The sequence below is a fragment of the Conexibacter stalactiti genome (assembly GCF_033542075.1).
In the GTDB taxonomy this organism is placed as follows: domain Bacteria; phylum Actinomycetota; class Thermoleophilia; order Solirubrobacterales; family Solirubrobacteraceae; genus Conexibacter; species Conexibacter stalactiti.
Genome location: NZ_JAWSTH010000071.1, coordinates 12,135 through 33,654 on the forward strand (window position 1 = coordinate 12,135; position 21,520 = coordinate 33,654).

At 73.7% G+C, this 21,520-nt stretch carries 23 protein-coding genes; 19 read left to right on the top strand and 4 right to left on the bottom strand.

Annotated elements, in window-relative coordinates:
• Positions 1–74: 74 nt before the first annotated feature.
• The gene (locus R7226_RS21735; protein ID WP_318599417.1) at positions 75–1,037 is read left to right on the top strand and encodes a sensor histidine kinase; all 963 of its coding nucleotides are present in this window, start codon (positions 75–77) and stop codon (positions 1,035–1,037) included.
• A complete protein-coding gene (locus tag R7226_RS21740) occupies positions 1,034–1,684 on the top strand; it encodes a response regulator transcription factor (protein WP_318599418.1) in 651 nt (216 codons plus the stop codon). The genes R7226_RS21735 and R7226_RS21740 overlap by 4 nt, the downstream gene beginning before the upstream one ends.
• On the opposite strand, the gene R7226_RS21745 is transcribed toward R7226_RS21740, so the two are convergent.
• On the bottom strand, positions 1,644–1,865 hold the full coding sequence (locus R7226_RS21745; RefSeq protein WP_318599419.1) for a hypothetical protein: 222 nt from the start codon (positions 1,863–1,865) through the stop codon (positions 1,644–1,646). The genes R7226_RS21740 and R7226_RS21745 overlap by 41 nt on opposite strands.
• 106 nt (positions 1,866–1,971) lie before the next feature.
• A complete protein-coding gene (locus R7226_RS21750; protein ID WP_318599420.1) occupies positions 1,972–2,577 on the bottom strand; it encodes a hypothetical protein in 606 nt (201 codons plus the stop codon).
• Positions 2,578–2,800: 223 nt separating this feature from the next.
• Here R7226_RS21750 and R7226_RS21755 point away from each other — a divergent pair, with 223 nt between their 5' ends.
• From R7226_RS21755 to R7226_RS21775, 5 genes are all read left to right on the top strand, one after another.
• Positions 2,801–3,202, top strand: a complete 402-nt coding sequence (locus R7226_RS21755; RefSeq protein WP_318599421.1) for an SRPBCC domain-containing protein — start codon at positions 2,801–2,803, stop codon at positions 3,200–3,202.
• Between the two features lie 87 nt (positions 3,203–3,289).
• Complete coding sequence (locus tag R7226_RS21760) at positions 3,290–4,195, top strand: ABC transporter ATP-binding protein (protein WP_318599422.1); 906 nt, start codon at positions 3,290–3,292, stop codon at positions 4,193–4,195.
• A complete protein-coding gene (locus R7226_RS21765; protein ID WP_318599423.1) occupies positions 4,192–5,016 on the top strand; it encodes a hypothetical protein in 825 nt (274 codons plus the stop codon). The genes R7226_RS21760 and R7226_RS21765 overlap by 4 nt, the downstream gene beginning before the upstream one ends.
• Positions 5,013–6,242, top strand: a complete 1,230-nt coding sequence (locus tag R7226_RS21770; protein ID WP_318599424.1) for a sensor histidine kinase — start codon at positions 5,013–5,015, stop codon at positions 6,240–6,242. The genes R7226_RS21765 and R7226_RS21770 overlap by 4 nt, the downstream gene beginning before the upstream one ends.
• Complete coding sequence (locus R7226_RS21775) at positions 6,239–6,919, top strand: response regulator transcription factor (protein ID WP_318599425.1); 681 nt, start codon at positions 6,239–6,241, stop codon at positions 6,917–6,919. The genes R7226_RS21770 and R7226_RS21775 overlap by 4 nt, the downstream gene beginning before the upstream one ends.
• A gap of 13 nt (positions 6,920–6,932) precedes the next feature.
• On the opposite strand, the gene R7226_RS21780 is transcribed toward R7226_RS21775, so the two are convergent.
• Positions 6,933–7,961, bottom strand: a complete 1,029-nt coding sequence (locus R7226_RS21780) for a LacI family DNA-binding transcriptional regulator (RefSeq protein WP_318599426.1) — start codon at positions 7,959–7,961, stop codon at positions 6,933–6,935.
• Between the two features lie 105 nt (positions 7,962–8,066).
• Here R7226_RS21780 and R7226_RS21785 point away from each other — a divergent pair, with 105 nt between their 5' ends.
• From R7226_RS21785 to R7226_RS21830, 10 genes are read left to right on the top strand one after another with little or no spacing between them, the layout of a single operon-like run.
• Positions 8,067–8,918 carry a serine hydrolase gene (locus R7226_RS21785; protein ID WP_318599427.1) on the top strand — a complete coding sequence of 284 codons (852 nt, stop codon included), beginning with the start codon at positions 8,067–8,069 and terminating at the stop codon, positions 8,916–8,918.
• A gap of 2 nt (positions 8,919–8,920) precedes the next feature.
• Positions 8,921–10,666, top strand: a complete 1,746-nt coding sequence (locus tag R7226_RS21790) for a peptide ABC transporter substrate-binding protein (protein WP_318599439.1) — start codon at positions 8,921–8,923, stop codon at positions 10,664–10,666.
• A gap of 37 nt (positions 10,667–10,703) precedes the next feature.
• Positions 10,704–11,675 carry an ABC transporter permease gene (locus R7226_RS21795; protein WP_318599428.1) on the top strand — a complete coding sequence of 324 codons (972 nt, stop codon included), beginning with the start codon at positions 10,704–10,706 and terminating at the stop codon, positions 11,673–11,675.
• A complete protein-coding gene (locus tag R7226_RS21800) occupies positions 11,668–12,519 on the top strand; it encodes an ABC transporter permease (protein ID WP_318599429.1) in 852 nt (283 codons plus the stop codon). The genes R7226_RS21795 and R7226_RS21800 overlap by 8 nt, the downstream gene beginning before the upstream one ends.
• Complete coding sequence (locus R7226_RS21805) at positions 12,516–13,520, top strand: ABC transporter ATP-binding protein (protein ID WP_318599430.1); 1,005 nt, start codon at positions 12,516–12,518, stop codon at positions 13,518–13,520. The genes R7226_RS21800 and R7226_RS21805 overlap by 4 nt, the downstream gene beginning before the upstream one ends.
• Before the next feature lie 5 nt (positions 13,521–13,525).
• A complete protein-coding gene (locus tag R7226_RS21810) occupies positions 13,526–14,590 on the top strand; it encodes an ABC transporter ATP-binding protein (protein WP_318599431.1) in 1,065 nt (354 codons plus the stop codon).
• Positions 14,587–15,663 (top strand): C45 family peptidase, encoded by a 1,077-nt coding sequence (locus R7226_RS21815; RefSeq protein WP_318599432.1) that lies wholly within the window; start codon positions 14,587–14,589, stop codon positions 15,661–15,663. The genes R7226_RS21810 and R7226_RS21815 overlap by 4 nt, the downstream gene beginning before the upstream one ends.
• Positions 15,660–17,324 (top strand): amidohydrolase, encoded by a 1,665-nt coding sequence (locus tag R7226_RS21820; protein ID WP_318599433.1) that lies wholly within the window; start codon positions 15,660–15,662, stop codon positions 17,322–17,324. The genes R7226_RS21815 and R7226_RS21820 overlap by 4 nt, the downstream gene beginning before the upstream one ends.
• Positions 17,321–18,319, top strand: a complete 999-nt coding sequence (locus R7226_RS21825) for a PDR/VanB family oxidoreductase (protein ID WP_318599434.1) — start codon at positions 17,321–17,323, stop codon at positions 18,317–18,319. The genes R7226_RS21820 and R7226_RS21825 overlap by 4 nt, the downstream gene beginning before the upstream one ends.
• On the top strand, positions 18,312–18,953 hold the full coding sequence (locus tag R7226_RS21830; RefSeq protein WP_318599435.1) for an MSMEG_1061 family FMN-dependent PPOX-type flavoprotein: 642 nt from the start codon (positions 18,312–18,314) through the stop codon (positions 18,951–18,953). The genes R7226_RS21825 and R7226_RS21830 overlap by 8 nt, the downstream gene beginning before the upstream one ends.
• A gap of 6 nt (positions 18,954–18,959) precedes the next feature.
• Here the strand turns inward: R7226_RS21830 and R7226_RS21835 are convergent, their stop codons facing one another.
• Positions 18,960–20,507: a multicopper oxidase family protein gene (locus tag R7226_RS21835; RefSeq protein ID WP_318599436.1), complete on the bottom strand. Its 1,548-nt coding sequence runs from the start codon at positions 20,505–20,507 to the stop codon at positions 18,960–18,962.
• Positions 20,508–20,671: 164 nt separating this feature from the next.
• Between R7226_RS21835 and R7226_RS21840 the strand changes: the two genes are divergently transcribed.
• On the top strand, positions 20,672–20,809 hold the full coding sequence (locus tag R7226_RS21840) for a hypothetical protein (protein ID WP_318599437.1): 138 nt from the start codon (positions 20,672–20,674) through the stop codon (positions 20,807–20,809).
• 31 nt (positions 20,810–20,840) lie between these two features.
• Positions 20,841–21,520, top strand: a 680-nt coding sequence (locus tag R7226_RS21845) for an ATP-binding protein (protein WP_318599438.1), incomplete at its 3' end; no start/stop codon positions are given.

A 21,520-nucleotide genomic window follows, 5' to 3' on the forward strand; every position in this document is an offset into this window, starting at 1 on the left:
GCGTCCATGCAGATGGCGTGGGGGAGAGCATGCAGATCGCTCGCGGCCCGGCCGATCTGCGCCACACTGGAGGCGTGTCGCTGCTGCAGCGGATCTTCGTCCTCAACGTCGCCGTCTTCGTGCTCGCCGGGCTCGTGCTGGCGCTCACGCCCGCGACCGTCAGCGCCGAGATCGCGCGGCTGGAGGCGGTCGTGCTGCTGGCGGTGCTGGCCGCCGTCTCGGCCGTCGACTTCGTGCTGCTGCGGCGGGCGCTGGCGCCGCTGCGGCGGCTGTCGGGGCTGATGGAGGAGGTCGAGCCGCTGCACCCCGGGCGGCGCCTCTCGACGGAGGAGTCGCCGGCCGAGATCCGCGGGCTGACCGCCGCCTTCAACCGCATGCTCGCGCGGCTGGAGGAGGAGCGCCGCAGCAGCGTCGAGCGCTCGCTGACGGCGCAGGAGGCCGAGCGGCTGCGCGTCGCGCGCGAGCTGCACGACGGGATCGGCCAGAGCCTGACCGCGCTGATGCTGCAGATCGACCGCGTCGCGAAGGACGCGCCGCCGCCGCTGCGGGCGGAGCTGGCGAGCGCGCGCGAGGCGACGCGGGCGCTGATGGGCGAGGTGCGCGACGTCGCGATCCGGCTGCGGCCGGAGGCGCTCGACGACCTCGGCCTGCACGACGCGCTCGCCGCGCTCTGCGACCGCCTCGGCGAGCAGAGCGGCGTCGCGGTGGGGCTGACGGTCGCGCCGGGGCTGCCGGAGCTGTCGCCGCAGGCCGAGCTGGTGATCTTCCGCGTCGCGCAGGAGGCGCTGACGAACACGCTGCGCCACGCCGGCGCGGAGACGGTCGAGCTGACGCTGGCGCTCGGCGACGACGACGCGCTGACGCTGCTGGCGCGCGACGACGGCCGCGGCGTCGGCGACAGCGTCCCCGGCGCCGGCATCCAGGGGATGCACGAGCGGGCGCTGCTGCTCGGCGGCCACTGCGCGCTCAGCACGCCGGCCGCCGGCGGCACCGAAGTCCGGCTCACCCTCCCGCGCGCGGCGGTGACGGCGGCATGAGCGCGACGCGGATCCTGCTCGCCGACGACCACGCCGTCGTGCGCCACGGCCTGAGGCTGGTGCTGGAGGCCGAGCACGACCTCGCCGTCGTCGCCGAGGCCGGCGACGGGCTGCAGGCGGTCGAGCTGGGCACGCGCGCCGACGTCGACCTCGCCGTGCTCGACGTGACGATGCCGCGGCTGACCGGCATCCAGGCCGCGCGCGAGCTGTCGCGCCGCCGCCCGGAGCTGCGGATCCTGATCCTCTCGATGCACGACAACGAGCGCTACCTGTTCGAGGCGCTGCGCGCGGGCGCATCCGGCTACGTGCTGAAGTCGGTCGTCGACAGAGACCTCGTCGAGGCCTGCCGCGCGGTGATGCGCGGCGAGCCGTTCCTCTACCCGGCCGCGGTCAGCGCGCTGATGCGCGACTGGCTGCGCCGCGCGCGCGACGGCGAGGAGGTGCCCGACAACCCGCTCACGCCGCGCGAGTCGGAGATCGTCAAGCTCGTCGCGGAGGGCAACACCAGCCGCGAGATCGCCGAGCTGCTGGTGATCAGCGAGAAGACCGTCGACCGCCACCGCGCGAACATCCTCGAGAAGCTCGGGATGCGCGACCGCGTCGACCTCACTCGCTACGCGATCCGTTGCGGCCTCGTGGAGCCATAGCGCCCGCGGCCAGCAGCGCGAGCGCCCACACGATCAGCATCCAGCCGATCCCGGGCACGCGGTCGGCCGGCGCCAGTCTGAGGCCGGCGAGCAGCAGCGTCAGCGCGGCGGCGAGGAGGAGGGCATGTCGTCTGATCCACTCCATGCTCTGACCATGGCAGGAGGGCGTGTCATTCGACATGCATGCGAGGGTGTATCTCCGCCGCACGGTGGATGCAGATCGCGGCGGGGTTAACATGCACGCGGACCGAACGTCCGATCCGCGTGCGGTCAATTAACGATCGCGCCTATATTAGGCGGACTCTCGGTTTGGGGTTCGGTATGAGAACACCTCCGTGCGCCGACAGTCCAGGACAGACGGAGCCATTTAGAGGAGTGTCGAGGAGACCGGAGAACGCGAACGATATCGAGTCGATCTCTAGGGTCATCGTGTTGCGGTTGTACGTGGCGAAGATCGTCCCTCTGTATAGGCATCTGACGGTCCCGTTTATGGTGACTAGGAGGCCCGCGTTGATTGCTTGCGCTCTTATCTGCAATATGTTGGGTAGCGGCCCCGTGAAGCCGAGATAGGTGAAGACGGCGCCGGGTAGGATCTCGGCCGTGACGGTCGGCGGGTTGCAGCTTCTCACGCTGCTGCCGGCGCCCGATAGTAGGAGCGTCTCGATCGGCGTGCCGGCGACCTTGGCTATCGACGTGGTCTGTCTCGTGCCGAGCGTGACGTTGCATCTGAACGTGATGCCGCTCACGGAGACGGTCACGGTCCCCGTCGACGACGTTAGGGTCGCTCTTTCGAACGACAGTCTTGTCGCGCTGGCGGTGCTGACCGCGCTGGCGAGGGCGACAGAGGCGATGATGCCGATCGCTGCCAGGCGCGCGAATCTCAGGAGAGACATGGTTCCTCCTTGCATGGTCTGAGCCAGTGGAAGCGTGCCGACGCGCCTTGTGAGCCCCCTTCCCCCGTTGGCAGCGGCCGCGGGCGGCTTCTGCCGGGAGTCTAATGCTCTGATAACTGGGGTGCGAATCGCCGAGCCGACTCGGCGCGGCGGCACGCCGCGTCGCGCGGCCGGTGCGCATGGCGGCGTGCAGACGGTCTGCGGGATCGGGTAGGACTTCGTCATGACTCCAATCGGGTTGACCAAAGACGCCGGGTGGCAGGCCGGCGTGCGCCGCACGGTGCGCGTCGACCCGGACGCCGCGTGGACGCTGCTGACCTCGGCGGAGGGGCAGGCGCTGTGGCTCGGCGCCGCGACCGCGCTGGAAAGGGGCGCCGCGTACGAGCTGCCCGACGGCACGCGGGGCGAGGTTCGCGCGCGCTCCGGCAGCCACCTGCGGATGACGTGGGAGGCGCCCGGCTGGGCTGGCGAGAGCACGGTCCAGCTGCGCGCGATCCCGGCGAAGACCGGCACGACGATCTCCTTCCACCACGAGCGGCTCGCCGACGCCGAGGAGCGCGAGCGGGCGCTCGCGCACTGGAGAGCGGCGCTGGACGAGATCGAGCAGCGGCTGCGGCCTTCATAGCGGCGTCATCACAGCGGCGTACGCGCCCGCCGAAGATCGCCCGCGCGGCCGTTTCGCGGGCGGCGGCGCGGATCTACCGTCGCCGCCATGATCGAAGTCCAGGACCTCACCAAGCGCTACGGCGACCGGCTCGCCGTCGACGCGCTCAGCTTCACCGTGCGGCCCGGCCTCGTGACCGGCTTCCTCGGCCCCAACGGCGCGGGCAAGTCGACCACGATGCGGATGATCGCCGGCCTCGACCGGCCGACCGCCGGCCGCGCGCTCGTCAACGGCCGGCCGTACGCCGAGCACCGCGCGCCGCTGCGCGAGGTCGGCCTGCTGCTGGAGGCGAAGGCCGTCCACACCAGCCGCTCGGCGCGCGACCACCTGCGCGCGCTCGCCGCCACGCACGGGATCGACGATCGGCGCGTCGAGCGGCTGATCGAGCTGGCGGGGCTGCGTGAGGTCGCGCGCAAGCGCGCCGGCGGCTTCTCGCTCGGGATGGGCCAGCGGCTCGGCATCGCCGCCGCGCTGCTCGGTGACCCCGCGACCGTGATCCTCGACGAGCCGGTCAACGGGCTCGACCCCGAGGGCGTCCTGTGGGTCCGCACGCTGCTGCGCGAGCTGGCCGCGGAGGGCCGCACCGTTTTCCTCTCCAGCCACCTGATGAGCGAGATGGCGCTGACCGCTGACCACCTCGTCGTCGTCGGCCGCGGGCGGCTGATCGCCGACCTGCCGGTCGCGGAGCTGACCGCGCGTGAGACGACGGTGCTGGTGCGCTCGCCGGAGGCCGCCGTGCTGACCGGCCACCTGCTCGCCGAGCAGGCGACCGTCGCCGCGGTCGAGCAGGGGCTGCTCGAGGTCGGCGGCCTCGACGCCGCCGCGATCGGCGCGCTGGCGCACCGCCACGGCCTCCCGCTGCACGAGCTGACGCCGCGGCGGGCATCGCTGGAGGAGGCGTTCATGGAGCTGACGCGCGACAGCGTCGAGTACCGCGCGGGGGTGGCGGCATGAGCGCGCCGGGCACGGCACCGAGCGCGGGCGGCGGCGCGAACGCGCCCGCGGCGACGCCGCTCGGGGTGACGCCGCGGCGGGTCCTGCGCTCCGAGTGGATCAAGCTGACGACGCTGCGCTCGACCTGGCTGACGTTCGCCGTCGCGGTCGCGCTGATGATCGGCCTCGGCCTGCTGATGGCGTGGCTCACCGTCGGCGAGTGGGCGTCGATGACCGAGGTCGAGCGCGCGCAGGAGCAGGCCGGCCAGCGCGTGCTCGCCGGCCGCCTCTTCGCGCAGCTGGCGATCGGCGTCGTCGGCGTGATCGCGATCACCGGCGAGTACGCGACCGGGATGATCCGCGCGACGCTCGCGGCCGTCCCGCGGCGGCTGCCGGTGCTGTGGGCGAAGCTCGGGCTGTTCGGCGCGGTCACCTTCGTCGTGATGAGCGCGGCCTCGTTCGCGGCCTTCTTCGCCGGCAACCGCATCCTCGCCGAGCACTGGCAGTTCAGCATCTCCGACCCCGGCGCCCTGCGCGTCGTCGTGATGACCGGCGTGACGTTGACGGCCGTCTGCCTGCTCGGGACCGCGCTCGGCTTCGTGCTGCGCAACACCGCGGCGGCGATCTCGGCGATCGTCTCGATCGTGCTGGTGCTGCCGATCCTCGGCCAGGTCGCGCCCAGAGTCGCGCAGTATCTTCCGAGCGGAGCGATGGGCGCGCTGGTGACCCCGACACCCCAGCCGGACGTGCTGGCGCCGTGGCCGGCGCTCCTGCTGCTGGGCGCCTACGTCGCGGCGGCGATCGCGGCGGCGGTCTTCACACTGACGCGCAGGGACGCGTGAGCGGCAGGATCCGCACCTTCTGGGCCAGCCGCCCGCTGCTGGCCGACGGCGCGCTGGCGGCGGCGATCGCGGCGCTGTCGGCGCTGTCCGCGGCGACTGCCGACACGCCGTGGACGTGGCTGCTGGTCGCCGGCCTGACCGCGCCGCTGGTCCTGCGCCGGCGCGCGCCGCTGCCCGCCTTCGCGGTGATGGCGCTGGTCGCGTTCGCGCAGTGGCTGACGACCGACCTGCTGCTGGCCGACGTGGCGCTGCTGGTCGGGCTCTACAGCGTCGCCGCGCACGAGCGCCGGCGCTGGGGCGTCGCGGCCGCCGTGATCGTCATGGAGGTCGGCGCGCTGTTGGTCGCCCTCGACGCCGATGGCGACGGCCGGCTGCTCTCCTTCCTCAGCATCTCCGCGTTCGTCGTCGCGGCGGCCGTGCTCGGCGTCTACGTGCGCACGCGCGGCGAGCACATCGCCGCGCTGGAGCTGCGCGCCGCGCAGCTCGAACGCGAGCGCGACCAGCAGGCGCAGCTCGCGGCGGCGGCCGAGCGGGCGCGGATCGCGCGCGAGCTGCATGACGTCGTCGCGCACAACCTGACGGTGATGATCGCGCTCGCCGACGGCGCGCGGCTGACGGCGGGCAGCGACCCGGCCGCGGCCGACGCCGCGATCGGCAACGTCTCCGCGACCGGGCGCGAGGCGCTCGGCGAGATGCGCCGGCTGCTGGGGGTGCTGCGGGCGGACGATGCAGGCGGCGCGGATGCGGCGGACGCGGGCGCGGCGGGCGCGGGCGGCGCGGCGCCGCTCCAACCTCAGCCCGGGCTCGATCAGCTCGACGCGCTCGTCGCGCAGGTGCGCGGCGCCGGGCTGCAGACGCGGCTGGTGCGCAGCGGGGCGCCCGCGCCGCTCTCCCCCGGCGCGCAGCTGACCGTCTACCGGCTCGTGCAGGAGGCGCTGACGAACACGCTCAAGCACGCCCGCTCGCCGTCGTCGGCCGAGGTGCGGCTGGAGTGGGGCGAGGACGCGCTGGCGCTGGAGGTCGTCGATGACGGCATCGGGTCGCCGCCGGTCGCTGTCGCGGGCGAACGCGGCGCGCCTGCCACCGCCGCGGAGGGCCACGGCCTCGCCGGCATGCGCGAGCGGGCGGCGGCGTACGGCGCGGTGATCGAGGCCGGCCCGCGGCCGCGCGGCGGCTGGAGCGTGCGCACGCGGCTGCGGCTCGACGGCGAGGCGGCGCCGCGATGACGATCCGCGTCCTGCTCGCCGACGACCAGCAGCTGCTGCGCGCCGGCTTCCGCATGGTGCTCGACGCGCAGCCGGGGATCGCAGTCGTCGGCGAGGCCGGCGACGGCGAGCAGGCGGTCGCGCAGACGGCGCGGCTCGAGCCCGACGTCGTGCTGATGGACGTGCGCATGCCGGGCGTCGACGGGATCGAGGCGACGCGGCGGATCGTCGCCGCCGGCGGCGCGGCGCGCGTGCTGATCCTGACGACCTTCGACCTCGACGAGTACGCCTTCGCCGGCCTGCGCGCGGGCGCCAGCGGCTTCCTGCTCAAGGACGTGCCGCCCGATCAGCTGACGGCCGCGATCCGCGCCGTCGCCGCCGGCGACGCGGTCGTCGCGCCGCGCATCACGCGCAGGCTGCTCGACGCCTTCGCCGACCAGCTCCCCGCCGACGGCGCGGATGCCGCCGAGACCGTCGCGCCGCGCGACCATCCCCGCCTCGCCGAGCTGACCGCGCGCGAGCACGAGGTGCTGCTGGAGCTGGCCGCCGGTCGCACGAACGCCGAGATCGCCGCGCGGCTGGTGCTCTCCGACGCGACCGTCAAGACCCACGTCGGCCGGATCCTCGGCAAGCTCGGCCTCCGCGACCGCGTGCAGGCGGTGATCCTCGCCTACCAGTTGGGGCTGGTGAGGCCGTGAGGACCGCGGCCGCTCACGCCGTCGACGTGCGCGCGCGCAGCGCCGCGCCGACCGTGCGCTGGCGTTCGACGTCCTCGCCGCGGATGCGCGCGATCAGCAGGTCGACGGCGGCGTCGCCGACGACGCCCGGCTGCAGGTCGAGCGCGGTGATCGGCGGGTCCGCGGTCAGCATCAGGTGGCTGTCGACGCCGGCCGCGATGCGCAGGTCCTCGGGCACGCGCAGCCCGCGCTCGCGCGCGGCGCGCAGGATGCCGGCGGCGAAGCGGTCGGGCGGGGCGAAGACGGCGTCGGGCCGGTCGGGGCCGTCGAGCAGCGCGGCGGCGGCGGTGGCGGCGCTCGGCTCCAGCGCCTGCAGTCTCGCCTCGGCGATGATCGGCTGCTGCCCGTGCGCTCTCGCCCACGCGCGGTAGGCACGCCGGCTGTCGCGGAACCACGCCCAGCCGGCCCGCGCGGTCAGCAGCGCGATTCTCCGCGCGCCGGCCTCCCAGAGGTGGTCGAGCGCCATCGTCGTGTTGCCGGCGTTGTCGGCCGAGACCCACCAGTGGTCGTCCGGCCGGCCGACGTCGCGGTCGACGGTGACCCACGGCAGGTTGAGCCGCTCGAACAGGTCGACCATCGGGTCGTTGGCGCGCGGGTCGACGATGATGCCGCCGTCGACGGCGAAGCGGCGCAGGTCGTCGGTGCTGCTGAGCGGCGGCAGCAGCAGCACGGCGTGGTCGCGCTCGAAGGCGGCGCGCGACGCGGTCGAGGCCAGCTCCATGTAGTAATCGATGCCGAGCATCTCCTCGTCGCGCGGGCGCGTCGCGGCGCGCGGAAGGACGAGCGCGAGCGTCATCGTGCGGCCGGAGCGGAGGCTGCGCGCGTTGCGGTTGGCCTGGTAGCCGAGCTGCGTCGCGATCGCGGCGACGTGCTCGCGCGTGCTCGCCTCGACGCGGCCCTTGCCGTTGAGCGAATCGGAGACGGTCGTCAGCGAGACGCCGGCCGCTCTCGCGACGTCGCGGATCGTGATCCGTCTGGCTCTGTTTCCTGGTCCCCTGGACACCGCGACACCCACTCTAACCAGATTGCCGAAACGATTTGACATGCCGAAACGATTCTGCAAATCTGCCGCTCGATGGATGGCGCACTTGATCGCGTCGCGGCAGTCTTGGAGGAGACCTGCCGGCGACAGCCCTTTCACACCGGCTGGCAGCTGCACGACCTGCGCGGCGGCGCCGTCGTCGGCGCGCGCGCCGAACAGCCCGTTCCGGCGGCGAGCACGCGCAAGGTCGCGATCCTCGTCGCGGCGCTCGCCGCGGCCCGCGCCGGCCGCCTCTCGCTGACCGACATGGTCACGATCGACGGGCGCTTTCGCGACCAGATCCACAGCGGCCTGGTGCAGCATCTCGACGGCCCGCTGACGCTCTCGCTGCGCGACCTGCTCGTGCTGATGATCGCGATCAGCGACAACCTCGCGACCGCGCACGTCGTCGAGCGCGTCGGCCTCGACGCCGTCGGCGAGCTGTGCGCCGCGGCCGGGCTGCGCGACACGCACCACCGCCACGCGCTGATCCCGGCGCTCGCGCCCGACCACCCGGTCGACGCGACCAACGCGACGACGCCCGCCGACCAGGCGCGGCTGCTGCGACTGATCCTCGACGGGGCCGGCGACGCCGACGCGGCCGCCCTGCTCGCGTGCCGTCCCGAGGACTGCGCGCTCGCTCTCGACCTGCTGCGCCGTCAGCAGCACCACGCCTGGCTTCCCGGCCACCTGCCGCCGGGGACCGTCGTGGCACACAAGCCGGGCATCGGCTGGCGCGACGTCTCCGACGCCGGCATCGTCTACGCGGACGGGGAGCCGGCGTTCCTGCTCTCCGTCTACGTCGACGAGCTGCCCGCGGAGCTGCCCGGCGGCCTGCCGGCGCTCCCCGGCGGGCGCGAGCACATCGCCCGCCTGACGCGCCTGTGCTGGGACGAGCTCGTCGCATCGGCAGGACCCACACGAGAGGAGCAACGGTGAGGATGATCGGAGGGCGCACGCGCGCCCGGCTGCTGGCGATGACGGTCGTGCTGGCGGCAGGGCTGAGCGCCTGCGGCGGTGGAGGCAGCTCCGCGACCAGCGCGACGACGCCGACGGGGACGGGCACGAGCACCGGCGCGACCGCCGGCGCCGACGAGGGAACCGCGCAGCGCGGCGGCAGACTGCTGGTCGCGATGACCGACGAGCCGGGGCTGTTGAACCCGCTCTTCACGACCGAGGCGGCGGCCGACGTGTCGCGCGCGATGGTCGTCGAGCCGCTCTTCCAGCCGCTCGCCGACGGCACCTACGAGGCGTTCCTGGCGGCCGAGCTGCCGACGCCGGAGAACGGCGGGGTCTCCAGAGACGGCAGAACCGTCGTCTACAGACTGCGCGAGGGCGTCACCTGGTCCGACGGCAAGCCGTTCACCGCCGCGGACGTCGTCTTCACCCACAGAGTCATCACCGATCCGAGAAGCACCGCGGCTGTCGCCTCGGCCTATGCGCTCGTCAGATCGGTCAAGGCGCTCGATCCGCTCACCGTCGAGGTGAAGATGAGCAAGCCCAACCCGCGCTACCTCGAGCTGTGGGACGTCGTGCTGCCCCAGCACGCGATCGAGTCGACGACCGTGACGACGAGAAGCCCGCAGGCGCGGCTCCCGCTCGGCACCGGTCCGTTCGTCTACGCCGACTGGAAGTCCGGCGACCAGGTCACGCTGACGCGCAACGACGCCTACTGGCGCGACCCCGAGCTGCCGAACCTCGACGGCATCACCTTCAAGCTCACGCCCGACCGACAGACGGCCGTCTCCTCGTTCGTCAACGGCGAGTTCGACACGATCTTCTACCTCGCCAACAGCGACCTGCCCGACGTCACCCAGGCCGCCGAGAGCGGCGACCCGATCGAGGTCGTGATGAAGGAGGGCCTGTCGTACGGCAGCTTCCTGTGGCTCAACCACTCCGCCGAGGGCGACGGGCTGGAGCCCAACCCGGTGCTCGGCGACCCGGCCGTGCGCGAGGCGATCGACCTCGCGATCGACCGCCAGTCGATCATCGACCAGGTCGTCGACGGCTTCGGCGAGCAGATCGGCTCCTACCTCTTCACCGGCTTCGCCGCGCACGAGATCGAGCCGGCGGCCTTCGACGCCGACGCCGCCAAGGCGGTCCTCGACGAGGCCGGCTGGGTCGAGGGCGACGACGGCATCCGCGTCAAGGACGGCGTCCGCGCCGAGCTCGACTTCACGACCGTCTCCGGCAACCAGTCGTACAAGCTCGTCCAGCAGCTGATCCAGCAGAACCTGAAGGACATCGGGATCGACGTGAAGCTGCGGACCGACTCGCTGACGAAGATCTTCGCCGGCTACCAGGACGGCGGCATCCTCGCCAACCGCAGATACGACCTGATGATGAGCCTCGACGGCTTCTACGCCGACCCGGCCGACTACGCGCACGTGTTCACGAGCGCGTCGATCCCGACGGCCGAGAACCCCAACGGCTTCAGCTACTCGCACCTGAGACTGCCGGCCTTCGACAGACTCGTCGAGGCGGCCGGGCAGACGATGGACGAGGCGGAGCGCAGACGGCTCTACGGCGAGACCGCCGAGCTGTTCGCGAGCGAGCGGATCTCGCTGCCGCTGTACGCGACGAAGTGGGGCTGGGCGTGGAACGAGGCGCTGCACGGCGTCACGACCGACGCCTGGGACGGCCAGTGGGCCAACCCCGACATCGCCAGCTGGAACCTCCAGCGCTAGCCCGACCCGGCCCGACCCCGATCCCCCTCGCACGACGATGGTCACCTACCTGACACGGCGCCTGCTGATGTCCGTCCCGCTGCTGATCGGCATCAGCATCGTGGTGTTCGGGCTGCTGCAGGCGACGCCGGGCGGCCCGCTGTCCAACGGCGGCGAGGGGGCGGGCGCGCAGCTCAACCCGGAGCAGATCGAGCGGCTGCGCGACGAGTACGGCCTCGACGACCCGCTGCCGGTCCAGTACCTCAGCTGGGCCGGCGGCATCGTCACGGGCGACTGGGGCACTTCGCTGCGCACCGGCCGGCCGGTGCTGGAGATGATCGCCGACCGGCTGCCGGCGACGCTGCTGCTGATCGGCCTCGCCTTCGTGATCTCGCTCGCGATCGCGATCCCGGTCGGGATCGTCGCCGCGCGCCGGCAGCACTCGACCTTCGACTACGTCGCGACCGGCGTCTCGTTCGCCGGCTTCGCGACGCCGAGCTTCTGGTTCGGCCTGATGCTGCTGTTCCTCTTCTCCTACTCGCTCGGCTGGCTGCCGTCCTCGGGCCTGGAGGATCTGCGCGAGACGCACACCGGCCTCGACGGCCTCTGGGATCGCGTCAAGCACCTGATCATGCCGGTCGCGGTGCTCGCGCTCGTGACGGCGGCGAGCCTCACGCGCTACGTGCGCGCGTCGATGCTGGAGGTGCTCGACCAGGACTACATCCGCACCGCCCGCGGCAGCGGCCTGCCGGAGCGCACCGTCGTGATGCGGCACGCGCTCAAGAACGCGGCGATCCCCGTCGTCACCGTCGCCGTGCTCGCGATCCCCGAGCTGTTCCTCGGCACCGCGATCACCGAGACGATCTTCTCGATCCCCGGCATCGGCCGTCTCTTCATCGAGTCGGCCGACCAGCGCGACTACCCGGTGCTGCTGGGGATCCTCGTGATCGCCTCGCTGCTGGTCGTGCTCGCCAACATCGTCGCCGACCTCCTCTACGCCCTGCTCGACCCCCGCATCGCCTATGCCTGACACCTGGCGCCGCTTCCGCCGCCACCGCCTGGCGCTGTTCGGCCTGGCGCTGCTCGCGGTGCTCGTCGCCGCCGTCGTCTTCGGCCCGTTCCTGCTGCCGTACGACGGCGAGCGGATCGACTTCGCGGCGAAGGACCTGCCGCCGTCGCTGACGCACCCGATGGGCACCGACGAGCTCGGCCGCGACCAGTTCTCGCGCGTGCTCGACGGCGGCCGGCTGACGCTCGGCGTCGCCGCCAGCGCCGTGCTCGTCTCGCTCGTGCTCGGCGTGCTGGTCGGCGCGGTCGCCGGTTACGCCGGCGGCCTGCTCGACAGCGCGCTGATGCGCGGTGTCGACATCTTCTACTCGCTGCCGGCGCTGTTCGTCGTGATCCTGCTCGTCAGCCTCTTCGGCCCCGGCTTCCTGACGATCGTCGTCGGGATCGCGGCGCTGACGTGGATGAACACGGCGCGGCTGGTGCGCGCCAGCTACCTGACGCTGAAGGAGCGCGAGTTCGTCGAGGCGGCGCGCGCGCTCGGCGTGCCGCCGACGCGGATCGCGCTGCGCCACATCCTTCCCAACGCGCTCGGGCCGGTGATCGTGACCGCGACGCTCGGCCTCGCGATCGCGATCCTGATCGAGTCGGGGCTGTCGTTCCTGGGGCTCGGCTTCAACCCGCCGCAGGCGACCTGGGGCGGCATGCTGCAGGAGTCGCAGCGGCCGGTGATCTCCGAGGGTCACTGGTGGCGCGGCTTCTTCCCCGGCCTGATGATCTTCCTCACGGTGCTGGCGGCGAACTTCGTCGGCGACGGCCTGCGCGACGCGCTCGACCCGCGCGCCGCCGGACGGCGGAGAGGCGCATGACCGCCCCGCTGCTGGAGGTGCGCGATCTGCGCGTCCGCTTCGACGGCGACGACGGCTCGGTCAGCGCGGTCAACGGCGTCTCGTTCGCCGTCGCGCCCGGCGAGGCGCTGGCGCTCGTCGGCGAGTCGGGCTCGGGCAAGTCGGTCAGCATGCTGTCGGTGATGGGGCTGCTGCCGCCCGTCGCGCGGGTCGAGGCGGGCGAGGTGCTGTGGCGCGGGCGCGACCTGCTGCGCCTGAGCGAGCGCGAGCTGCAAGGCGTCCGCGGGCGCGAGGTCGCGATGGTCTACCAGGATCCGCAGAGCTCGCTGAACCCGGCGCTGACGGTCGGCACGCAGCTGACGATGGTGCTCCGCCATCACCTCGGGCTCGGCCGCCGCGCCGCGCGCGCCCGCGCCGCCGAGCTGCTCGCGCTCGTCGGGATCCCGGAGCCGCAGCGGCGCCTGGACGAGTATCCGCACCGCTTCTCCGGCGGCCAGCGCCAGCGGATCCTGATCGCGCTCGCGCTCGCCTGCGATCCGAGGCTGCTGATCGCCGACGAGCCGACGACCGCGCTCGACGTGACGATCCAGGCGCAGATCCTCGACCTCGTGCGCAGACTGCGCGAGCAATTGGAGATGGCGATCGTGTGGATCACGCACGACCTCGGCGTGGTCGCCGGGCTGGTCGACCGCGTCGCGGTGATGTACGGCGGCACGATCGTCGAGGAGGCGCCGGTGCGCGAGCTGTTCGCGGCGCCGAGCCACCCGTACACGGTCGGTCTGCTGGCCGCGATGCCGCGGCTCGACGAGCCGCGCAGCGCGCGCCTCAGATCGATCCCCGGCGCGCCGCAGAGCCTCGCGGCGCCGCCGGTCGCCTGCCCGTTCGCGCCGCGCTGCGAGTGGGCGGTGGCGCGCTGCTCGGAGGAGCTGCCGGCGCTGCGGCCGGCAGGGCCGCTCGCGCGCGCGGCCTGCCATCGCGCCGACGAGGTGCGCGCCCGGACTGAAGCGACGGTGACGCGATGAGCGACATGCCGACACCGACTCCGACGCCCGCGCCGGAGCCGACGCCGCCGGTCATCTCGGTGCGCGGGCTCGTCAAGCACTTCCCGATCCGCAGCGGCCTGCTGCGCCGCACGACCGGCGCCGTCCGCGCCGTCGACGGCGTCAGCTTCGACGTCGGCGCCGGCGAGACGCTCGGCCTCGTCGGCGAGAGCGGCTCGGGCAAGTCGACGCTCGCGCGCGCCGTGCTGCGGCTGACCGACGTCACCGACGGCTCGGTGCTGCTGGAGGGCGAGGAGGTGACGACGCTGCACGGCGGCGCGCTGCGCAGCGTGCGCGCGCGGATGCAGATGGTCTTCCAGGACCCGCTCGCGTCGCTCAACCCGCGCATGACGATCGGCGCCGTGCTGCGCGAGGCGCTCGACGTCAACGACGTCGGCGCGGCCGCCGGCCGGCCGGCGCGCGTGCGCGAGCTGCTGGAGCTGGTCGGCCTCGATCCGGCGCTGCTCAACCGCTATCCGCACCAGCTCTCCGGCGGGCAGCGGCAGCGTGTCGGGATCGCGCGAGCGCTCGCGCCGGAGCCGCGCTTCGTCGTCTGCGACGAGGCGATCGCCGCGCTCGACGTCTCGATCCAGGCGCAGATCGTCAACCTGCTCGCGCAGCTGCGCGACGACCTCGGCCTCTCCTACCTGTTCATCTCGCACGACCTCTCGATGGTCCGGCACCTCGCCGACCGCGTCGCCGTGCTCTACCTCGGCCAGGTCGTCGAGCTGGGGCCGGCCGAGGAGCTGTGCGAGCGGCCCGGCCACCCGTACACGGCGGCGCTGCTGTCGGCCGTGCCGAGCCCCGATCCGGAGCTCGAGGCGAGCCGCGCGCGGCTCGTGCTGAGAGGCGACGTGCCGAGCCCGGCCGACCCGCCGCCCGGCTGCCGCTTCCACACCCGCTGCCCGTTCGCGACCGACCGCTGCCGCGTGGAGGAGCCCGCGCTGCGCGAGCTGGACGGTTCCGCGCGACTCGTCGCCTGCCACCACGCCGACGCGGAGCGGCCGTGGCAGCGGCTCGACGCCCCCCGACCCGAGAGGCACCCCCAGTGACAGCCATCCCCGAGATCGACGCGCCCGGCAGTGGCCGCGCGGCCGGCGTCGCCCACGGCGAGAGCGCGCGGGCGCTCGTGCGCGAGCACCACGCGCTCGTCGTGCAGCGGCTCGCGGCTCGCGGCGTCACGGCCGCGCAGGCGCGCGAGCGGGCGCTGCCGTTCCGCGCCGCGACGGCGGCGGTCGCGCCGCGGCTGGCAGAGGAGGTCGACGGCGTCGGCGAGGGCGCGGGTCTGACGGCCGACGACGGCTGGCTGCTGCAGCTGCGCGCCGAGCTGACGATCGCGCCCGGCGCGCAGGAGCCCGAGTGCACGACCGTCGCGCTGACCGGGCCGGCCGCCGCGCAGGGGACGCTGGCGGCGCAGAACGTCGACCTGCCGCCGGCCTACCGGCCGCTGCTGATCGCGCTGCGGCGCGGCGACGGGCACGCGCCCGACCTGCTGACGATCACGCCGGCCGGCCAGGTCGGCCACCACGGCATGAACGCGGCCGGCGTCGTCGTGCTCGCGAACTTCCTGCACGCGCCGGGCTGGCAGGTCGGCCTCCCGCGCTACCTGCTGACGCGGATCGCGCTCGCCTGCTCGACGGTCGCCGAGGCGGTCGCGGCGATCGCGACGGTGCCGCGCTCGGGGCCGCGCAACCTGCTGCTCGCCGGGCCCGACGGGATCGTCGACCTGGAGACGACGCCGGCCGCCGTCGCGCGGATCGAGCCGAGCCACGGCGTGCTCGTGCACGCGAACCACTTCGAGGGGCCGCTGGCGATCCACGAGAGCGCGACGGAGGCGTGGCTGACCAACTCGCGCCACCGCGCCGGGCGGCTGCGGACGTTGCTGGCCGGCGCGCCGCCGGTCGACCTGCCGGCGCTGAGAGCGATGCTGGCCGACCGCGGCGGCGTCCCGCACGCGCTCAGCCACCACGCCGACGACGACGCGAGCGCCGACGTCGAGACGGTCGCGGCGACGATCGCCGACGTCGACGCGCGGCGGCTGTGGGTCTGCAGCGGACCGCCCGACGCGGGCGAGTTCCTCCCCTACGCGGTCGGCGCCGCGGCCGCGCGGCAGGATGCGGCGTGACGGGAGCTGAGCTGTCCGCGGGGAGCGCCGGCGCGCGCGCCCGCTCCCGCGGCCGCGCCTTCGCCGACCGCGCGATCGTCGGCGCGCGGATCCGCACGCTCGATCCCGCGCGGCCGTTCGCCGAGGCGGTCGCGCTGCGCGGCGGCACGATCGTCGCCGTCGGCGACGAGGCGGAGGTGCGCGCCCACTGCGACGGCGCGACCGAGCTGATCGACGGCCGCGGGAGCACGGTCGTCCCCGGCCTCGTCGACGCGCACATGCACCCGCTGTGGGCGGCCGAGTTCGCGCAGGGCGCGGAGCTGGCCGGCAGCGGCGCGCTGGCCGAGCTGGGCGCGCGGCTGCGGCGCGAGCGCGCCGCCCGCGGCGGCGACCCGCATGCGGTCGTGCGCGGCTGGGGCGCCGAGTACGCGCTGTTCGCCGCCGGCGGGCTCGACGGGGCGCTGCTGGAGGGGCTCGCAGGCGGGCCGGCGCTGATCACCTTCTTCGACTGTCACACCCATCTCGCGACGCCGTCGGTGCTCGCGCGCGCCGGGATCCGCGGCGCCGAGCCGTTCGCCGACAACTCGCAGATCGTCTGCCGCGACGACGGCCGGCCGACCGGCGAGCTGCGCGAGTTCGAGGCCTATGACCGCGTTGCCGCGAGCCTGCCGCAGCTGCCGCCCGGCGAGGCGCAGGAGCGGATCGCGGCGACCTTCGCGCGGATGGCGGCGGCCGGCCTGACCGGCGCCCACGCGATGGACGGCTCGGCGGCGACGCTCGACGTGCTGCGCGAGCTGGAGGCAGCCGAGCGGCTGACGGCGCGTCTCGTCGTGCCCGTCTGGGTCAAGCCGGGGATGGACGACGATGAGCTGGAGGCGCTGCTGGCGCTGCGCGAGCAGCACGGGCGGCTGTGGCGCGGCGGCGTCGCGAAGTTCTTCATCGACGGCGTCGTCGAGACCGGCACCTCGTGGCTGGAGGAGCCCGACAGCAGCGGCGAGGGACGGCTGCCGCTGTGGGAGGACCCGCAGCGCTACGCCGACACCGTCGCGCGCTTCGCCGCCGCCGGCTTCCAGTGCGTCACGCACGCGATCGGCGACCGCGCCGTCCGCTGCGCGCTCGACGCCTACCGCGCCGCCGGCGCGGCGCCCGGCGTGCGCCACCGGATCGAGCACGCCGAGTCGCTGCCCGACGGGCACCTCGCGCGGATTGTCGCCGAGGACGTGATCCTCTCGATGCAGCCGATCCACCTGCAGTGGCGCCGGCCCGACGGCAGCGACGACTGGGCGCGGCGGCTCGGTCCCGCGCGCACCGGGCGCGCCTTCCGCTTCGGCGACGCGCTCGCCGCCGGGGCCGTCGTCGCGCTCGGCTCCGACTGGCCGATCGCCGACTTCGACCCGCTGCGCGGGATGGCGTGGGCGCGGCTGCGGCGCGAGCCGGGCCGGCCCGAGCGCGCCGCGGTCGAGCCAGGCCAGGTGCTCGACGCGGAGGCGGCGCTGGCCGGCTACACGACGGCCGCCGCGGCGGCCGTCGGCGAGCAGCGGCTCAGCGGCCGGATCGCGCCCGGCATGCGCGCCGACCTGACGCTGCTCGACGGGGACCCGGTGAGCGTCCCCGCCGACGAGCTGCCCGGCGTGGCGGTGCGGGCGACGATCGTCGACGGGCGCACGGTGCACGCGGCATGAGCGGGGCGAGCGACGTGCCCGGCGCGCGCGGCCCGGGCGACCCGCGCGAGGCGATCTTCGAGGTCGTCGTGACGCAGCTGACCTACGAGGCCGACGCCGTCGTCTCGGTGCGCCTGGAGCGGCCCGACGGCGCGCCGCTGCCGGCGTGGGAGCCGGGCGCGCACGTCGACCTGCTGCTGCCGGTCGGGATCACCCGCCAGTACTCGCTGATCGAGTCGCCGCCCGACTTCTCCTCGTACACGATCGCCGTGCTGCAGCAGCCCAACAGCCGCGGCGGCTCGGAGTACGTGCACGTCTTCCTGCGGCCGGGCCAGCGCGTCGCGCTCGGCGCGCCGCGCAACCACTTCGCGCTCGACCCGGCGCCGCACTACCTCTTCCTCGGCGGCGGCATCGGCATCACCCCGCTGCTGTCGATGGTGCGGGCGGCCGCGCTGCGGAGGGCGCGCTGGTCGCTGCACTACGGCGGCCGCAGCGTGCGCTCGATGGCCTTCGCGCAGGAGCTGGTCGCCGCCCACGGCGACGCGGTGCGGCTGTGGCCGGCCGACGAGCGCGGCCCGCTGCCGCTCGGCGAGCTGCTGCGCGAGCGCGCCGACGACACGCTGCTCTACTGCTGCGGCCCCGCGCCGCTGCTGAGCGCGGTGCAGGAGCAGGCGGAGCGGGCCGGCTGGCCGCGGGAGGCGATCCACTTCGAGCGCTTCGCGCCGACCGTCCACGCGCACGGCCCCGACCTGCCGGTGACCGTCGTCGCGCGGCGCAGCGGCGTCGAGGTGCTCGTCGAGGAGGACGAGTCGCTGCTCGACGGCCTCGCGCGCGCCGGCGTCAGCATGGCGTCGAGCTGCCGCGCGGGCGTCTGCGGCGCCTGCCAGGCGACGGTGCTCGACGGCGTGCCGGACCACCGCGACGACGTGCTGACGCCGGCGCAGCGCGAGGCCGGCGACGTGATGATGCCGTGCGTCTCGCGGGCACGCGGCGAGCGGATCGTGCTCGATGTCTGAGCCGCGCCGCCGCTTCCGCAGACTCGACCGCGCCGCGATCCGCGCCGTGATCGGGGAGCCGCACGCGCTGATCGCGACGAAGTCGGCGCCGACGATCGGCGAGACGGCGCGCCGCTTCATCGCGCACGCGCCGTTCATGACGCTCGCGACCTGTGACGCGCACGGGCGTGCCGACTGCAGCCCGCGCGGCGACGGCCCCGGCTTCGTGAAGGTGCTCGACGAGCGCACGATCGCGCTGCCCGACCGCACCGGCAACAGACTGGTGCAGTCGTTCGAGAACCTGCTGGAGAACCCGGCCGTCGGCACGCTCTTCTTCGTGCCGGGGCTGCGCGAGACGCTGCGCGTCAACGGCACCGGCTACGTCACCGACGACGCGCAGCTGCTGGAGCGCTTCACCGCCGACGGGCGCCGCGCCAAGCTCGCGCTCGTGGTCGACGTGAGCGAGGTCTACCTGCACTGCGGCAAGGCGCTGATCCGCTCCGGCCTGTGGGACCCGAGATGGCAGTCACTCGCCGAGGCGACGACGCGCGGGGTCGGGGTCTTCTCGCTGCGGGAGATCGAGAAGGGGGCCCCGACCGGCACGTCGAGCGCCTTCGACGCGTGGCTGGAGGACGTCTACCTCAGACAGCTGTGAGCTGCCTCAGTGCCCCTCGTGCCCTCTCGGGTGGTGCATCCCGGCCATCGGCGGCGGCGACGGTCTGTCGCCCGGGCCGAGCACCTGGATCGTCTGCATCATGCCCGCGTCCTCGTGGCCGAGGATGTGGCAGTGGAAGACGAAGTGGCCGGCGTAGTCCTGGTAGCTGTTGCGCACCACGACGCGGCCGCCGTCCTTTCTGATCGTCACGACGTCCTGCAGGCCTCTGGCGCGGTACGGCTTGCCGTCGACGCTCATCACCTGGAAGTCGTTGACGTGGATGTGGAACGGGTGGTCCTCGTCCGATCTGTTGATCAGCGTCCACTCCTCGACGGTCCCGAGCTTCGGCGTGATGCCGATTCTCTCGGGGTCGAAGACCTCGCCGTTGATCAGCGCCGTGAACGTTCTGCCGGTGCCGAAGGAGAAGACGAACGTGCGTCTTCTGGCGATCTTCGCGTTGTCGAGTCTGACCGTCTTGGTCGGCAGCGTCTCGGGGATTCTCAGCGTCGGCTCGGCGGCCGGCCCGGTCACCGTCAGCTCGGCCAGCTCGACCGTCGGCAGCGGCGCGAAGCCCTCGTATCTGAACGCTCTGATCTTGTACCTGCCGGGTTTGCCGCCCTGCACGAGCACGTCGAAGCGCTTGCCCGGCGGCAGCAGCAGGCGGGTCCGTCTCTCGACCTCCCAGACCGGCGAGCCGTCCTCGGCGATCACCGCCAGCGTGTGCCCGTCGAGCGCGATGTCGTAGAAGATGTCCGGGCCGATGTTGGCCAGGCGCCACAGCTGCGTCTCGCCCGATCTGAGCGTCAGCTTCGGTCTCAGCAGGCCGTTGATCAGCCGCGGGCTCTCGACCGGCGGGCTGACCTCGCTGCCGAGCGTCGCGACCGTGTCCGGTCTGACGAGCTGGAGGTTGCGGATCGCGAGCTGCTGCTCGGGCACGTCGCGCAGCTCCTGCGGCAGCAGGTCCTTCAGCCCTTCGACGACGATCAGCCCTGAGAGGCCGCCCATCAGCTGACCCTCGGAGAGGCCGTGGAAGTGGACGTGGTACCAGAAGGTGCCGGGCTCGTGGTCGTTCGGCAGCACGACGACCGACTTGACCGTTCTGCCCGGCTCGAAGGTGCGGAAGACGTTGTCCGACAGCCCCTTCGGCGAGACATGCAGGCCGTGGTAGTGGATGTTCGTCTGCGCTCTGGTGCCGTTGTGGATCGTCGCGCGGATCGTGTCGCCGGGTCTGACGACGAGCGTCGGGCCGACGAACTGACCGTTGAACGGCTGCGCGGTGACCGGCGAGCCGGAGACGACGATGCGGCCTCTTCTGGCGGTCAGGTCGACCTTCAGCACGCCGCCTCTGCTGCGCAGCTGCTGCGGCTCGGTGAGCGGCAGCCCCCGCTTCGGTCTCCACGCGACGGCGCTCGCGGTCGCGCTCGGCGCCGCGGCGGCGGCCTGCGCGCGGTTCTCGCCGTCGCCGCCTGCCGCGCCGAAGCCGGCGAAGACGGCGACACCGGCCACCGTCGCGAGCGCGCTCACGACGAGCGGCAGCCGCGACCCTCCAGACACCTTCCGCACGCAATCCTCCAGATCGATGGTCGTCCTCGTCCTGTCATCGACCGGACATGCGAGGTTTGGAGCGCGAAGTGTGCCTGGTCGCGAGGACGGCGACGCTGCGCCCGGGCGCGCACAGATCTGGAAATCAGACTGGATAGTGGAGTATAAAGACGGCGATGAGTGGAAAGCTGCTGGCCCTGGTCATCTTCCTGGCGGTCGCGATCGCCTTCCTGATCGGCATCATGCTCGCCTCGCTCGGCCCGAGCGGCGGCTTCACGCCGGAGAACTCGTTCGTCGTCGTGGCGCTCCGCTAGTCGAACGCCCGATCGGGGAAGATGCCGCTGGATGGTCCCCGTCCCCGCCGAGTCGGATCGCGAGCTGTTCGGTCGCGAGCAGGAGCTTGCCGTTGTCGCCGAGCTGGTCGCGGACGCCTGCGCCGGCGACGGCGGACTCGGATGGCTGCGCGGCGAGGGCGGGATCGGCAAGACCGCGCTCACACGGGCGGCGGCCGCGCTCGCGCGCGAGCGCGGGATGACGGTGCTGGCAGCCGGCGCCGACGAGCTGGAGCGCCACCGGCCGTTCGGCGTGCTCGTCGACGCGCTCGAGGTCGGTGCGAGCGAGGACCCGCGACGTGCTGCGGTCGCGCGGCTGCTCGGCGATGGCGCGGAGCCCGCGCTGAGCGGCAGTGGCGGCGGCCTGCGCGGCGGCGGCGAAGGCGGTGCCAGCCTGCGCGGCGGCGGTGAGCTGGCGTTCGGGATCGGCGAGGCGCTGCTGGTGCTGCTGGAGGAGCTCTGCACGAGCGCGCCGGTGCTGCTCGTGCTCGACGACCTGCAGTGGGCCGACGTGCAGTCGCTGGAGCTGCTCGGGCGGCTCGCCGGTCGCATCTCCCCGCTGCCGCTCGCGGTGCTGTGCGGCGCGCGTGTCGCGCCGCGGCGCGAGGCGGTCGAGCGCGCCGTCGCGCTGACGGCCGAGCGCGGCGCCCGCCTGCTCGCGCTCGCACCGCTCGACGCGGCGGCCGCGCGGGC

Excerpts from the sequence above, each read along its gene's own strand:
- R7226_RS21740 (WP_318599418.1), top strand. The coding sequence starts at position 1,034 with ATGAGCGCGACGCGGATCCTGCTCGCCGACGACCACGCCGTCGTGCGC.
- R7226_RS21745 (WP_318599419.1), bottom strand. The coding sequence starts at position 1,865 with ATGTCGAATGACACGCCCTCCTGCCATGGTCAGAGCATGGAGTGGATC.
- R7226_RS21750 (WP_318599420.1), bottom strand. The coding sequence starts at position 2,577 with ATGTCTCTCCTGAGATTCGCGCGCCTGGCAGCGATCGGCATCATCGCC.
- R7226_RS21755 (WP_318599421.1), top strand. The coding sequence starts at position 2,801 with ATGACTCCAATCGGGTTGACCAAAGACGCCGGGTGGCAGGCCGGCGTG.
- R7226_RS21760 (WP_318599422.1), top strand. The coding sequence starts at position 3,290 with ATGATCGAAGTCCAGGACCTCACCAAGCGCTACGGCGACCGGCTCGCC.
- R7226_RS21765 (WP_318599423.1), top strand. The coding sequence starts at position 4,192 with ATGAGCGCGCCGGGCACGGCACCGAGCGCGGGCGGCGGCGCGAACGCG.
- R7226_RS21775 (WP_318599425.1), top strand. The coding sequence starts at position 6,239 with ATGACGATCCGCGTCCTGCTCGCCGACGACCAGCAGCTGCTGCGCGCC.
- R7226_RS21790 (WP_318599439.1), top strand. The coding sequence starts at position 8,921 with ATGATCGGAGGGCGCACGCGCGCCCGGCTGCTGGCGATGACGGTCGTG.
- R7226_RS21795 (WP_318599428.1), top strand. The coding sequence starts at position 10,704 with ATGGTCACCTACCTGACACGGCGCCTGCTGATGTCCGTCCCGCTGCTG.
- R7226_RS21800 (WP_318599429.1), top strand. The coding sequence starts at position 11,668 with ATGCCTGACACCTGGCGCCGCTTCCGCCGCCACCGCCTGGCGCTGTTC.
- R7226_RS21805 (WP_318599430.1), top strand. The coding sequence starts at position 12,516 with ATGACCGCCCCGCTGCTGGAGGTGCGCGATCTGCGCGTCCGCTTCGAC.
- R7226_RS21810 (WP_318599431.1), top strand. The coding sequence starts at position 13,526 with ATGCCGACACCGACTCCGACGCCCGCGCCGGAGCCGACGCCGCCGGTC.
- R7226_RS21825 (WP_318599434.1), top strand. The coding sequence starts at position 17,321 with ATGAGCGGGGCGAGCGACGTGCCCGGCGCGCGCGGCCCGGGCGACCCG.
- R7226_RS21830 (WP_318599435.1), top strand. The coding sequence starts at position 18,312 with ATGTCTGAGCCGCGCCGCCGCTTCCGCAGACTCGACCGCGCCGCGATC.
- R7226_RS21840 (WP_318599437.1), top strand. The coding sequence starts at position 20,672 with ATGAGTGGAAAGCTGCTGGCCCTGGTCATCTTCCTGGCGGTCGCGATC.